The organism is Sphaerospermopsis torques-reginae ITEP-024, from assembly GCF_019598945.1.
Lineage (GTDB): Bacteria > Cyanobacteriota > Cyanobacteriia > Cyanobacteriales > Nostocaceae > Sphaerospermopsis.
On record NZ_CP080598.1, the window covers coordinates 576,988 to 591,200 of the forward strand.

Annotated in this window: 14 protein-coding genes; 7 read left to right on the forward strand and 7 right to left on the reverse strand. The window is 39.1% G+C overall.

Annotation, left to right across the window (positions count from 1 at the left end):
* The first annotated feature begins 50 nt into the window (after nt 1-50).
* Both K2F26_RS02660 and K2F26_RS02665 read left to right on the forward strand, forming a co-directional pair.
* Nucleotides 51-953, forward strand: a complete 903-nt coding sequence (locus K2F26_RS02660) for a hypothetical protein (protein WP_220610239.1) — start codon at nt 51-53, stop codon at nt 951-953.
* Between the two features lie 2 nt (nt 954-955).
* Nucleotides 956-1,363, forward strand: a complete 408-nt coding sequence (locus K2F26_RS02665; protein ID WP_220610240.1) for a hypothetical protein — start codon at nt 956-958, stop codon at nt 1,361-1,363.
* A gap of 127 nt (nt 1,364-1,490) precedes the next feature.
* Here K2F26_RS02665 and leuS read toward each other — a convergent pair whose 3' ends face one another.
* The 4 genes from leuS to K2F26_RS02685 all read right to left on the reverse strand — a co-directional run bounded on the left by leuS (nt 1,491) and on the right by K2F26_RS02685 (nt 6,453).
* On the reverse strand, nt 1,491-4,070 hold the full coding sequence (gene leuS / locus K2F26_RS02670; RefSeq protein WP_220610241.1) for a leucine--tRNA ligase: 2,580 nt from the start codon (nt 4,068-4,070) through the stop codon (nt 1,491-1,493).
* A gap of 141 nt (nt 4,071-4,211) precedes the next feature.
* Nucleotides 4,212-4,946 carry a hypothetical protein gene (locus K2F26_RS02675; protein ID WP_220610242.1) on the reverse strand — a complete coding sequence of 245 codons (735 nt, stop codon included), beginning with the start codon at nt 4,944-4,946 and terminating at the stop codon, nt 4,212-4,214.
* Nucleotides 4,946-5,188, reverse strand: coding sequence for a hypothetical protein (locus K2F26_RS02680; RefSeq protein WP_220610243.1), 243 nt, complete (start codon nt 5,186-5,188; stop codon nt 4,946-4,948). Before K2F26_RS02680 ends, K2F26_RS02675 begins: the two co-directional genes overlap by 1 nt.
* A gap of 131 nt (nt 5,189-5,319) precedes the next feature.
* Nucleotides 5,320-6,453, reverse strand: coding sequence for a TRAP transporter substrate-binding protein (locus K2F26_RS02685; protein ID WP_220610244.1), 1,134 nt, complete (start codon nt 6,451-6,453; stop codon nt 5,320-5,322).
* A gap of 160 nt (nt 6,454-6,613) precedes the next feature.
* On the opposite strand from K2F26_RS02685, the gene K2F26_RS02690 reads away from it, so the two are divergent.
* The 4 genes from K2F26_RS02690 to K2F26_RS02705 all read left to right on the forward strand — a co-directional run bounded on the left by K2F26_RS02690 (nt 6,614) and on the right by K2F26_RS02705 (nt 10,036).
* Complete coding sequence (locus K2F26_RS02690) at nt 6,614-7,441, forward strand: Uma2 family endonuclease (RefSeq protein ID WP_220610245.1); 828 nt, start codon at nt 6,614-6,616, stop codon at nt 7,439-7,441.
* A gap of 170 nt (nt 7,442-7,611) precedes the next feature.
* Nucleotides 7,612-8,235, forward strand: coding sequence for a TRAP transporter small permease subunit (locus K2F26_RS02695; protein WP_220610246.1), 624 nt, complete (start codon nt 7,612-7,614; stop codon nt 8,233-8,235).
* 8 nt (nt 8,236-8,243) lie between these two features.
* Nucleotides 8,244-9,578, forward strand: a complete 1,335-nt coding sequence (locus K2F26_RS02700; protein ID WP_220610247.1) for a TRAP transporter large permease — start codon at nt 8,244-8,246, stop codon at nt 9,576-9,578.
* 47 nt (nt 9,579-9,625) lie between these two features.
* The gene (locus K2F26_RS02705; RefSeq protein ID WP_220610248.1) at nt 9,626-10,036 is read left to right on the forward strand and encodes a gamma-glutamylcyclotransferase family protein; all 411 of its coding nucleotides are present in this window, start codon (nt 9,626-9,628) and stop codon (nt 10,034-10,036) included.
* Nucleotides 10,037-10,086: 50 nt separating this feature from the next.
* On the opposite strand, the gene K2F26_RS02710 is transcribed toward K2F26_RS02705, so the two are convergent.
* Together K2F26_RS02710 and K2F26_RS02715 are read right to left on the reverse strand one after the other, a co-directional pair.
* Nucleotides 10,087-10,722, reverse strand: a complete 636-nt coding sequence (locus tag K2F26_RS02710; protein ID WP_220610249.1) for an anti-sigma factor family protein — start codon at nt 10,720-10,722, stop codon at nt 10,087-10,089.
* 161 nt (nt 10,723-10,883) lie between these two features.
* On the reverse strand, nt 10,884-11,540 hold the full coding sequence (locus K2F26_RS02715) for a sigma-70 family RNA polymerase sigma factor (RefSeq protein WP_220610250.1): 657 nt from the start codon (nt 11,538-11,540) through the stop codon (nt 10,884-10,886).
* Nucleotides 11,541-11,993: 453 nt separating this feature from the next.
* Here K2F26_RS02715 and K2F26_RS02720 point away from each other — a divergent pair, with 453 nt between their 5' ends.
* Nucleotides 11,994-12,788: a L,D-transpeptidase gene (locus K2F26_RS02720; protein WP_220610251.1), complete on the forward strand. Its 795-nt coding sequence runs from the start codon at nt 11,994-11,996 to the stop codon at nt 12,786-12,788.
* Nucleotides 12,789-13,685: 897 nt separating this feature from the next.
* Here K2F26_RS02720 and pgsA read toward each other — a convergent pair.
* Nucleotides 13,686-14,207 (reverse strand): CDP-diacylglycerol--glycerol-3-phosphate 3-phosphatidyltransferase, encoded by a 522-nt coding sequence (gene pgsA / locus K2F26_RS02725; protein ID WP_220610252.1) that lies wholly within the window; start codon nt 14,205-14,207, stop codon nt 13,686-13,688.
* Between the last annotated feature and the right edge of the window lie 6 nt (nt 14,208-14,213).

Sequence of the window (14,213 nt, forward strand, 5' to 3'; positions counted from 1 at the left end):
CCTAAAATCAGCAGTGTTAGTCTAATTTTATAGAATTTAAGGATTTCTTTATGGTTTCATTTTATCCAGGGCAGAAAGCCAATGAACTGGCTAAAGGCGCTCAAGAAAGATATGAACGTGCATTAGCGTCATTAAAAACCGAGGAAGCAGCAACAAATAAACTAGCTGAGGAGTATGGTGAACTCCAATTAAAGGTTATAAAAGAAACTATTAAAAGATTTGTTGATTTCGTTGAGCGTACTGGGAGAAAGGCTTCTGAAAGTGAGAAGCGGCTTTTAGAAGGTATAGACTTTACAGTCAAGCAAATACAAGAGTATAAAGCTGCGGCTATAGCAGCAGAACAATATTTCATGGCTGGAGCTAAAGCGGCTGGAGCAGCAGCAGCAGGTTACGGTGGTGCTATAACTGTTGCTACATCCATAGGAGTAGCAAGCACTGGAACAGCTATCTCAAGCCTCAGTGGAGCAGCAGCTACAAATGCAATGTTGGCATGGTTTGGCGGTGGAGCGATCGCAGCTGGTGGGGGTGGTATGGCTTTGGGTACTGTTGTGTTGGGCGGTATCACCATTTTGCCAGCTTTGGCTATTGGCGGCTTTTTTGCGGCTCGTGAAGGTGAAAAAGCAATGACAAAAGCCATAGAGTATGAAGCAAAAGTAAATAAGGCTATTACAGAAATTAACACAGCTAAAAAATATTCCCAAAAGGTAAAACAGCGCATTACTGAATTAAGAGATGTCTTTGAATCTATTAATAATTATGCTGTTAAAAGTCTCAATGAACTTGAATCTAAACCTTTTAATGCAAAGAGAGATGCGGAGAAATTTAGACAAACAGGAACTCTCATCAAAGGACTTGTAGAAATTTTGAAAACTCCAGTATTAAACAGTGATGGACAGCTTAATATTGGAACTGTAAACGTCATAGAAAAATATCGCATTCTGCCAGGTAAATAAAAATGACTGCCAAAAAAGTTCATGTAGAAGTATTAGGTACAGGTGCAGATGCGGCTCAAACCTTACGGGCTATTGTTGAAGCCTACACTGAATACAAAATCGTTGCAGAAGAAGAAAAAACTAAACGACGTGGTATAGCAGCCTGGGAAAAAGCAACCATCACCAAAATTAAAGCTGATCGTGATATTCTCCTCAAATATCTTGAAAGCTCATTTGATGAAAGAGCTAAAAATTTTAGCTTTCTGTTTGAAAAAGTAGATCAGGCAATAGCAGCAGGTGATAATAACCAATTAACTTTAGCTTTGCATTCTATTACAGAAATAGCAAAGTCTAGTCCATTTAAAGATTTTGCTAACTTGCAATCCGTAACAGCAGCCCTTGATGATCCCGATCATGAATGGGTTATTTAAGAGGATGTTTTCAAAGTCCCTAATGATATATTAAAAACTTTTGAAACAACCTCTAATTGGTGGGTTAAACTTTCGCCAACCCACCTCAAAAAACTCTCCGCGCCTCTGCGCCTCTGCGTGAGAAAACCTAACCCAAAACGAAATTCACCAACTTACCAGGAACAACAATCACCTTCTTAACTTCCTTCCCTTCAATATAACGCTTCGCCACCTCAGACTCCCGCGCATACTTCTCCAACTCAGCTTTATCTAACTGCGAAGGAACTTGAATAGAACCGCGAGTTTTACCCATAATTTGAATTACCAAAGTAATCTCATCAGCTATCAACGCCGCAGGATCAAAACTCGGCCAAACTTGAGTATGTACCGTCCCCTTATTACCCAACAAATGCCATAATTCATCAGCAATATGGGGCGCGAAAGGCGCTAACATAATCACCAAAGTTTGAATCCCTTCTGCATAAATTGGTGAATTATTACACTTAGCATCAGTCAACGCATTACTTAACTTCATCAACTCCGAAATAGCAGTATTAAATTGATATTCTTCCTGCACATCTTCCGTAATTGCTTGAATTGCTAAATGAATCGCTCTCCTAACATCTTTTTCCTCTTTACTTAACTTCTCCAAATCAGCTTTCTGTTTACAAACTCCCGCCGCAGCGTAATCAGTAACTAACCGCCAAACACGGTTTAAAAATCTAAATTGCCCCTCAACATCAGCTTCATCCCATTCTAAATCTTTCTCTGGAGGTGCTTTAAACAAAATGAACATCCGCGCCGTATCAATGCCATATTTATTAATCACATCTTCCGGTGCTACACCATTTCCTTTAGATTTAGACATGGTAGCATAAACCTTTTCTAAAGGTTCTCCGGTTTGTGGATCAACAGGATTATTAACATCAACTAAATGAGAAGGAATCCATTTATCCTTACCGCTTTTTTTCGGGTTCATGTATGTTAAACCCTGTACCATTCCCTGAGTTAATAACTTTTGAAATGGTTCATCAAAATTCAACAAACCTCTATCTCTTAACACTTTAGTAAAGAAACGAGAATACAATAAATGTAAAATTGCGTGTTCAATACCGCCCACATATTGATCAACCGGCATCCAATCATTTACTCTACCACCATCAAAAATTTTCTCTGCATTTGTGGCATCAGTAAACCGCAAGAAATACCAAGAAGAATCAATAAAAGTATCCATCGTGTCGGTTTCTCTTTTTGCTGGAGTACCGCAACTAGGACAAGGAACATTTACCCAACTTTCTAACTGTCCTAAAGGTGAACCACCACGGCCACTTAATTCAATTTCTTCTGGCAATTGTACAGGTAAATCTTTTTCTGGTACTGGTACAATTCCACATTCAGGACAATGAATAACAGGAATAGGTGCGCCCCAATAACGTTGACGAGAAATTAACCAATCTCGCAAGCGATATTGTACCCTTTCTTTACCAAAACCATGCTTTTCTGCATAGTCAGTAATTGCCTTTTTCCCATCTACTGAATTTATGCCATTAAAGTCACCTGAATTAACTAAAATTCCCGGTTCTGTATAGGCAGATTTTAAATTTTCATCTGCGCCAATTTCGGGAACAATGACAACTTTAACCGCTAAATTCTGTTCCTTTGCAAATTTGAAATCTCGCACATCATGGGCGGGTACACCCATCACCGCACCAGTACCATATTCATACAGTACATAATCTGCAATCCAAATCGGTACTTCTTCCCCGGTGAAGGGGTTGATAGCTTTCCCCCCGGTGGGAATACCCCGTTTTGGTTTGTCTTCTGCGGTTCTTTCTAACTCGGTTTGGTTGGTAACTTCCTTGATAAAAGCCTCTACAGCCGCTTTTTGGTCTGAAGTGGTGACAAATTGAGTTAAAGGGTGTTCTGGGGCTAATACGACGTAGCTCACGCCATAAACGGTGTCAGGACGGGTGGTATAAACGGCGATTTTTTCATCTAAGCCGACTATGGGAAATTCTAAATATGCACCAGTGGATTTACCTATCCAGTTAGCTTGCATTACTTTAACTCGTTCTGGCCAACCTGGTAATTTACCCAAATCATTTAATAATTCTTCGGCATAATCGGTAATCTTTAAAAACCACTGACGTAATAATTTACGTTCTACTATTGCACCGCTACGCCAAGAACGTCCTTCACTGTCTACCTGTTCGTTAGCTAGTACGGTTTGATCAATGGGATCCCAATTTACAGCCGCTTCTTTTTGATAAGCTAAACCCGCTTCTAAAAATTGTAGAAAAATCCACTGTGTCCACTTATAATAATCGGGGGAACAGGTAGCCAATTCTGCATCCCAATCTAAGGATAATCCCAGACGTTTTAATTGCTGTTTCATCTGGTCTATATTTTTATATGTCCATTGGGCAGGAGGTACACCCCGATCAATGGCGGCGTTTTCTGCGGGTAAGCCAAAGGCATCCCAGCCCATTGGATGTAATACTCTATACCCTTGCATTTTTTTAAAGCGGGCGATTACATCTGTAATGGTGTAGTTGCGGACGTGACCCATGTGCAAGCTACCGGATGGGTAGGGAAACATAGAAAGCGCGTAGAATTTTGGCTTGCTTATATCTTGAGGTGTTTTATCTAAGCTTAGCTCTAACCATGTTTGTTGCCATTTTTCTTCGATCGCGGCCGGGTTGTATGATGTTTTTTGGGTGGACTCCACAACTAAAAACTCCTAATGTTTTTTCCTAGTTTCGCTATTGTGGCATAATATAGAGTTGTCCTGAAGTCATTCAGCCAATCGCTTTCCATCCTACAAAAACTCATCAGCAGTACAAGTTCAAAAATTCCCACTTAAAACTTTTTACGCAACACTCAGTGAGTAGTTAGCAAAATTAATATCTTTATAACCCGGATAGTCTAGAAAAGGCTGTATTACTCGAAGATTCATCATTTGACGATCGCGTTGAGATACTGGACGTGCATATAATTTCAGTGCGTCAACGGGAATCATTCGTGCTGTTTCAATATTAAAATCTGGATCAAAGATTACTATTGCTAGAAAATCAAAATTTGCTTCTGCTGGAAACTGAAGATGAGGAGATTTTCTCCGTTCAGGATCAAGGAGTATGGTTTTTACTTCCACTATTTCACCATTTGGTAATTTCAAATCTCCCCATAAACTGCGATCTTCAATTATTGCAGCATTCATAACTTGAGCGATCGCTAATTCTGTAAATTGTGATAGAAGTGGAATAATAATTTCTCGACGATTTGATGTTGGAAGCTGATTCCAAAAATCTCGAATTACATTAAGTTTCTCATATAAACCATGATTGCTTGTTTGTCCTCCATTTGCAGAATGAATTTTCAATCCTTGAACTTTATCTGCATGATTATTTGTAATAATTTCTGATTTGTTATCTTCCGAATAATGCCGAGACCTAATAACTATATAATTGGATTCTGGAGATAAACTGGGAATTGCTGATTGTGCGGCACTCTCACTATCATAAACTCCCTTCACTGCTATATAATCTTTAAATCCTACAGCGTCTCCATCTAATCTAAGGACAACCCAAGCATCTGATTTTTTCATTAGGCTTTCTCCTTTGCGCCTCCAGCAGTAAGACTTCCTAGTAACTCCCCTGTGATAGTATTGTACACTCCCCCAGAAAAGTCGAAAGTTACATTGTCTGCACCTCCTAAACCATGAATCGTTTTGAGGTTGTGAAGGCGTTTTCTAGTAAGTTCTCGACTAATTCCACAGAATCTATTGAGATGACTGGCAATGGCTTCAAAACTTGTAGTAGTACGAAACTCAAACTTAAACGTTGCCATGACCTGATATCATACTCAGGTAATTAGTTACCATATAAATTTTTCAGAGTCGTTATATTGCCAAATTTCATTGTCAAACTCACAGGGTTTGTTATTGTTAACTAACGCACCCTACAATACCGACAATTGCACTAAGCTTTCAATTTCCCATAAGCATAACGGCTAAAACTGCCCTCATTAAGATTATTCCAAGCATAGATTCGATCTCTAAAGGCTTTCCACTGTTCATACACGGCTTTAAAATCTGCGTCTTTCGCTGCAAATTCATCATACAAAGCAAAGGACTCTTTTTCCGCTGCTGCTAAAATTTCTTCACTATAGGCACGAACTTGAGTTCCGGTTTTTAACAGTCTTTCTAATGCTTCGTTATTCCGAGCATCATAACGAGTTAACATTGTTGTATTTGACTGATATGCGGCTGTTTCTAAAGCTGCTTGATATTGAGGTGGCAGCTTTTTCCATTCGTCTAAATTAACTTGTACTTCTAAGGTTGGGCCTGGTTCCCACCAACCAGGATAATAGTAATATTTAGCAACTTTATTTAAGCCTAATTTTTCATCATCGTAGGGGCCTACCCACTCAGCAGCATCAATAGCGCCGGTTTGTAAGGCTTGGAATATCTCTCCCCCTGGAAGTGTCTGTACTGTTACCCCTAGTTTGGACATGACTTGTCCGCCTAAACCGGGAATACGCATTTTTAAGCCTTTGAGGTCATTCAGTGTTTTCACTTCCTTGCGAAACCATCCCCCCATCTGTGTACCCGTATTTCCCGCAGGAAATTGAATCACATTAAATTTACGGGCGTAAATTTCCTGAAGTTTGGCTAAACCGCCTCCTTCATATAACCAAGCGTTTTGCTGTTGGGCATTCAATCCAAATGGTACGGATGTTCCAAAAGCTAAAGCCAGACTTTTCCCAATGTAGTAATAAGCTGCTGTGTGTCCTGCTTGTACTGCACCTTGAGAAACTACATTCAGAACTTCTAAACCAGGGGCTATTTCTCCCGCTGCACGGGGTTCGATGATAAATTTACCGTTGGTTAAGACTTTGACACGCTCTGCTAAAACCTGCGCTCCACCAAAAATGGTTTCTAAGGATGTTGGCCAACTTGTAGCCATTTGCCATGTAATAGTAGGTAGGTTGCTTGTGTCTACTTTTGCTGTTGTAGTTGAGTTTGTGGCTTTTTGACAACCACCAACTATTGCCACTCCTGTAGCAGCGATCGCACTTTGAGATAATCTGTTAACAATAGCTCGACGTTTCATAACAGTTAATACTATTGACGTAAAATAAGATGTTCCCACAATATCATAATGATGCAACAATTCAGAAATTCCGATCAGATTTCTGATAATTTTGTCAATTTCCCATCATTTCATATTAGTATAAAAATATTAAGTAATTTCTAACTAATATTTAACAGCTATGTTAGAAACTGTTTTGGCCAAACCTAGCGTTAAACTGCCACCCACCCAGGCAGAACTTCCTTGTGATGATGGTATCCCGATGGAGACACAAAGACATAAATTACAAATGGATATTTTAATTGATACGATTCAGCCTTGGTTAGATCAAAGGGCTGATGGATATGTAGGAGGCAATATGTTTGTCTACTACAGTTTAGCACAATTAAAAAATCAAGATTTTCGCGGTCCAGATTTCTTTGCTGTTTTAGGTGTGCCGAAAACAGAAAGATTATCTTGGGTGGTTTGGGAAGAGGGAAAACCGCCAGATGTTGTAATTGAATTACTTTCAGAAAGTACAGCTAATAATGATAAAAATGCGAAAAAATTGATTTATCAAAATCAAATGCGGGTATCTGAATATTTTTGGTATGACCCTTTTAACCCAGATGATTTTGCAGGTTTTGATCTAAATAGTGGTGTATATCAACAAATACCATTAAATGATCAAAAGCAACTGGTAAGTAAAGTCTTAAATTTGGCTTTAGTGCGTTGGCAAGGTAAGTATAGAGGTGTGGAAACAACATGGTTACGCTGGGCAACTTTGGATGGTGAGTTATTTCCTACTTCTCAGGAAATCGCAGAAATTGCAAAACAAAAAGCAGATGAAGTAGAACAAATTGCAGAACAAGAAAAACAACGTGCAGAACAAGAAAAACAACGTGCAGAACAAGCTGAACTGCAATTAAGACAAGTTGCGATGAATTTATTACAGAATGGAATGTCTGTAGAACAAGTAGCACAGTTAACAAATTTGGATATTTTCGATGTGGAAAGATTAATTAATTAAATAGTAGGGGTTTAGCAGTGCTAGACCCCTACAGGACTGATAAATAGATTAAATATTGTGAAATATCATCTTGTAAAAAATTTTTTATAACTGAATTTTGAACAATATTTAAAGTATTATTGATACTTAATCCTGCATTCTCAATTCTTACCCTGAATTTATTATGTTCTATGCGTAACTCAAGAAGATTAACTCTCATCAGCAAGCTGTTAAAATTTTCGCAGTTTATTGACAATTGTGCTGATAAATTGGGATGGTTATCCAATTGGCTAGTTTTACTCACCATTGGCGTTGGTTTCTTTAATGTTGTCGCCCGTTATCTAGGGCGCTTCATCGGAGTGCAATTATCTTCTAATGCCTTATTAGAACTACAATGGTATCTATTTTCTCTCACTTTCTTACTAGGATTTGCGTACATTTTACGTCATGGCGAAAATGTGCGGGTTGATTTTCTCTATACTAATATGAGTGAAAAAAGACGCGCCTTAGTTGATTTTTTGGGAACACTATTATTTTTAATTCCCTTTTGTCTAATTGGTATTTGGGTGACATTTAACCCAGTTTTACAGTCTTGGGGAAGATTAAGTGATGGTAGTTGGGGAAATTGGGAAGTATCTTCTGATGCTAATGGTTTACCCCGCGCTCCCATTAAAACTATGCTTCCTATAGGTTTATTATTTCTGCTTTTACAAGGTATTTCTCAAGCAATTAAATATTTAGCTGTATTATTAGGCTATCAGCAAGTAGCAGAACAAATTCGTTTAGAAACTTCAGAAAATATCAATATTGAGTAGGTAAAATTATGGGGTTTGAATGGTTATCTATTTTAATGTTTGTCGGCTTTTTCTTTATTTTAATGAGTGGCTATCCTGTAGCATTTTCCTTTGCAGGTACAGCCATTGTTTTTGGAATAATTGGTACAGTAGTAGGGGCTTTTAATCCTGCTCGTCTCCTCCTATTACCCAATAGTTGGTTCGGCACAATGTCGAATTTTACTTTGTTAGCTATTCCGTTTTTTGTCTTTCTGGGTGCAGTATTAGAAAAATCAGGATTAGCTGAAGATTTATTAGAAACTATTGGCATTCTTTTTAGTCGCGTGAGAGGTGGTTTAGCTTTAGCAGTTGTTTTAGTGGGAACTGTTTTAGCCGCCACAACTGGAGTGGTAGCAGCCACAGTAATTGTTATGGGGATGTTATCTTTACCTGTAATGATTCGCTATGGTTATGATAAAAAATTAGCTGCTGGAGTGATAGTTGCTTCTGGTACTTTAGCCCAGTTAATTCCTCCGAGTTTAGTCTTAGTAATTCTCAGTGATCAAATTGGTGTTTCTGTCGGAGATTTATTTTTAGGGGCATTAATTCCCGGTTTAATGTTATCTGGTTCTTATATTCTTTATATTTTAGGACTAGCTTTTTTTAACCCTGAAAAAGTTCCACCTATCCCTGCTGATGTGGAAATTCCTCAAGGTAGTCAATTAATTAAAAAGGTTTTTAAGGCTGTTGTTCCACCTATTCTCTTAATTTTTGCGGTATTAGGCAGTATTTTCTTTGGTGTCGCTACTCCCACAGAAGCAGGTGCTGTTGGTGCTGTTGGGGCTGCTATACTTGCGGCTTTTAATCAACGTTTAACTCCCCAATTAATTCGTGATGCGGCTCATTCTACCGCAGTAATTACAGCTTTAGTGGTAATGATTTTGTTCTGTTCTTCGATGTTTAGTTTAGTGTTTGATGCTTTGGGCGGAAAAACTCTTATTACTGAATTATTAACAGGTTTACCAGGAGGATATTGGGGATTTATAATTGTGAGTAATTTAGCAATTTTCGCTCTGGGAGTATTTCTAGAATTTATGGAAATTTGCTTTATTGCTATGCCTTTATTTGTGCCGGCTGCCCAAGCTTTAGATATTGATATGGTATGGTTTGGGGTGGTAATGGCTATTAATTTACAAACTGCTTTTATTTCTCCACCAGTAGGGTTTTCTTTGTTTTATTTACAAAGTGTTGCACCAAAAGAGGTAAGTACATTTGATATCCATAAAAGTGCTATTCCGTTTATGGTTTTGCAGTTTATTGTGTTGTTAATTGTAATTAATTTCCCGCAAACAGTTCGTTGGTTAATTGATATTTCGGCAACGTAAGCAATCAACCCTCAGCCCTCAGCAAAATTACCAATTCCCAAACCACTATGTTCAGTGTTGAACCGACCATAATAAATGTTTTTGTATACGGTAGTCTCAAACCACGTGAAGATAATTATCACCTATGTGAACATAAAGTATTAACAGCAAAAAAAGCGATCGCATCAGGTAAACTATTTAATTTACCAATGGGTTATCCAGCGATGACTCTGGGAGATGGCAAAGTTTATGGTTATTTACTGTCTTTCCCAGACTCCCAGATTCTACCAGCATTGGATGATTTAGAAGATTACGAGTCTACCAGACCAATGTCAAAAAATCTTTACTATCGCCAATCTATCGAGATTTTTGATGTAGATGGCTTGTCTTTAGGTTGGAATTGGGTGTACTTAATGACACCAGAAAAGGTTTACCAATTCCGTGGTATTCCTCAACTTGATGGTTGTTGGAATAGTTAACATCAAAGCTTTTAAACTGTCAAGAGTCAAGAGTCACCTGTCACCTCTAATTAGTTAATATCTAATTCCGTGCCTTTTTCTAAAGTTTTTGACTGATTAACTGGCTTTTTCGGAGAAGCTACCGCCGTTTTCGGAATTTCAATTACTGGGTTGTTCAAAGCTACCATTAACGGTGAGGTAGGAACTGCTGGCTGTGTTGTTACCGTTATTGGCTGTATTTTCTGTTGTGCCAGTTGCAACTTGGATGTATTACCAGGTATGAAACCAGATATTGAGCCAATGATACAAGCCGCTACAGCAGCCCCTCCAAACATCCAACCTAGTTGGTAACGGTAGCTCAAGCGTTTCCAGACTTGTTGGAATGTCGCTTCTGGAGACTGTGCAGATGCTGGTATGGGCATCATTTTTACACCTTGCCGCAGTTTTAACAGTCGTGCATACAAGCACTTAACTGAGTCATCCGTGGACAGCCATTGTTCTACTTGCTTACGTTCGGCGGCGGTAACTTCGCCATCAAGGTAAGCACTCAATAACTCAAAGCGGTCAGCTTCGTTGTGTTGTCGGCAATCACGTTTCTCCATATCCTTAGTACCCGTTGATTCGTTGGTATATTTAGCCATTCCATTTGCTACATCGCTAGGGAGTTGGGAGGGGGAACGGTCATCAAACTGAGAATCAGTATTCATTTTAACGTTTTTACCAAGTCATACACGGGTAAACACAGCGGATAAATTTGAGAATTTAAGCAATTTTACTTCCAAATGGCAGAAAAAAATTGAGATTTCACCACAGTTCTTGTTCTTTTAACATTCTACCATTAAATTAAGGAAAGATGTTGTAAATTTACTTAACCATCTAGATAACTTTGCAACTGGGTTTGCAATCTGGATCTAGCCCTAGCTATTCTCGATTTTACAGTTCCTAGAGAAACGCCGGTAATTTCGGCAATTTCTTCATAGGGTAATCCTTCGATTTCTCTCAGGACAATTGTAGTACGGAACACCTCTGGTAAATCGGCGATCGCATCTCGCAGTTGCTCGTAAAATTCTCTAGTAGTGAGTTCTTCCTCTGGTCCTGGTGTATCACCAGCAATTTCCCAATCCATCTCGCCGTCGTCTACCGAGCGGGGAGCATCCAATGACAGGGGGCTGACAACCCGTTTGCGTTTACGCAACTCATCATAAAACAAGTTAGTAGCAATACGGCTTAACCAACCCCGAAATTTAGCAGGGTCTTGTAAGCGGTTAATATTCCGATAGACTCGAATCCACACTTCCTGAGCCAAGTCGGCTCTGTCAGACCAATCAGGAGCCAGATGGTATAAAACCCTATCGACTTGAGTCTGATAGCGCCGCAACAGTTCTGCAAAGGCAGCTTTATCTGGGCGCAGTCCTGTTTGACAGCGTAAAATAAGATCGTGGTTTGAGAGTTTGTCAACTTGCACCGATGCTTGTGAATAATTGGCATCAACAGTTGACCAGGATACAGTAATCGATTGACTCATAGATCGTACTGGCTGTAAATCATCCCTTCCTATTAGACTAGATAATTAGAGAGATGTTCCTGGGTTAAGTGACGGATTTATGAGATCAACACGGAAATATAAATCAGGAATTATAAAAAAAGTTTTGAGTGTACACTGTCGGGTGTTGGATTTAGGAAAAAACATCAGTAAACTGTATTCACTTGAACAACTGACTACTACCCCTTGACAATTGGGACTGGGGACTGGGGACTGGTGAATTGGTAAAAATCTTTTCTCCCCTGCGCCCTGCACCCTGCCCCCCTGCTTCTTCTGACTCCTGACTCCTGACTCCTAAAACTCCTAAATTATAAAGATATTGTCAGGGTAATGAGATAACTGATAATTATTGATAAATTCTTTGCTAATTGGCTGCTGTTGGCAGTCCATAATTAATTTTAATGAGCCAGATATGTCAGGGATACACAATAAGCAATGGCAATGGCAAGAAATGAATCTGTAGCACGGATGGTAATGTTCCTCTGTTTTGGCACAGCAATTTTATCTCTGGCTGTCCATTGGCACAGTATGAGAACAACAGCCCAGTTAAATCCGTCGGTATCCACTACATTAAGGAAAAATTCTACTTCCCCGACTGACTCTAGTAAAAATATTTCTCCAGGTATTAGCATTGGGGAAACCGCTTTCGGCGCGTCTTTTCCCTCTTCTCCATCAAATTCTACTGCTGGGAAAAAATATGTAGCTAGTGCTGCGGATACACCAAAAAATACAAAGTTGGTGTTTCCAGAACAGATCGAGAAGCAGAAGACAAACAGCAAACCAAAGGGCTTTTTCTTTCGCGGTGTGGATGAGTCCACGTCTGTTCAAGGTTCTCAATCTACTCAGACAGAAGTGGTGGTTGATTTAAGCGATCGCCGGGTTTATGTTTACCGCTATGACCAAGTTATAGCTAGTTACCCCATTGCTATCGGTAAAAAAGGTTGGGAAACGCCCACAGGTAATTTTCAAGTCATACATAAGGAACATCATCCAATTTGGAAGCATCCAATTACAGGGAAAATATATGAAGCTGGTACAGATAGTCCTTTAGGAGACAGATGGATTGGTTTTTGGTCAGATGGCAGAAACGAAATTGGCTTTCATGGTACACCTGATACTGATTTAATAGGTGCAGCCGTGTCTCATGGTTGCTTGAGAATGCGTAACCCTGATGTCCGAATGTTATATGAGCAAATCGATTTAGGCACACCAGTATTAGTGCGCGACTAAAATAGCAGTGGTCAGGAGTCAGGAGTCACGAGAATTTTAGATTTTAGATTTTAGATTTTAGATTGGATTCATGAAATACAATCCAACCCACATTCCGCACCCCCCAGTGTCACAATCGGTAATTTCGGATTTTTTAACCAAGTTGAGGATAATTTTGATACAAAATGGTCGAAATCTTAGATGGCGATCACCAATCTCAAATCCCCAAACGACTTCTGTCCGGTCTTCCATCCAGGAGATTTACCCCTTGGTTTTGGTGGTTTGGCAGGAGTAGAAACCCTGAGCAAAATCCCAGGCATAGCTTGTGCAACCCTTCCAGGGGTGAGTTTAGTGATTTGTTTCTGCCACGGGAGGGGATGGTCATTGACCGGGAATTTTAGATTTTAGATTTTAGATTAAAAACATTTGGTACAAGCCCCGTCCTTCAGGACGGAAAAATACTCGCTGCGCTGCGTACGCTTCGCTAACGTAAATCCCAAATCCAAAATTTTCAAGCTCCACACTTGAAAATTCACATTTTTTGTATCAAATTTATCCTTAAATTTATTCAAAAATCCGAAAAAACCGACTCAATACTGTTCGGTTAAGGAAAAAGAGGGGGTAGGATCAAGAGAAAAGAGTTCGCGTATTATTTACCCCACATTCCGAACCTCAAAATGTCATACGTTAATACTTCAATTATTTTTACCAAAAATGTTGACATAATTCAGTATTTAAACGTATGAACTACAGACCTTTGGCGATAGCGAAGCGCTGCTGCAAGCAGTTTGCTATTCAACGACCATTAACCCCAATTTTTGTAGTCTTTGTATATTACAAAACGAAGTACAGAATGTGGGTTGTCGTATGCCATACGCCAAATACCTATTGGATTTGACTTAACTTGCTGAATGGGCTTTATTCAGTAATTATACCACTTTTGGGCGGTACTACATAGATCACTCCAGAAACTATGGTTAAAATTACGGAAATCCAAAAAGAAATTATTGCGGGAAGTTGCCAAGTTTCTGATAATGGTGCGATGAGTAATGCTATGGCGATTATTTGACTTACTGTTTTTAGTTTACCCCAAATATTTGCCCCACTGATGCTAGTTTGATTGACTCGCCATCCCGCTATGGCTAATTCTCGTGCTAAGATTATAAATACTCCCCATCCTGGGATTTTTCCTAGTTCTACTAATACTAATAATGGTGCTAGTACCAGGAGTTTATCTACTAAGGGATCTAGAAATTTTCCTAAGTCTGTAATTTGGTTAAGTTTTCTGGCTAAATATCCATCTAACCAGTCTGTTAATGCTGCTATTAAAAATATGGTTAAGCATATCCATTTTGCTTGGGGTGTGGGTATATATAAGCCATATAATAAAAATGGTATTCCTATGAGTCGGGAAAAGGTGATTGTGTTTGGTATGTTCATGATTTT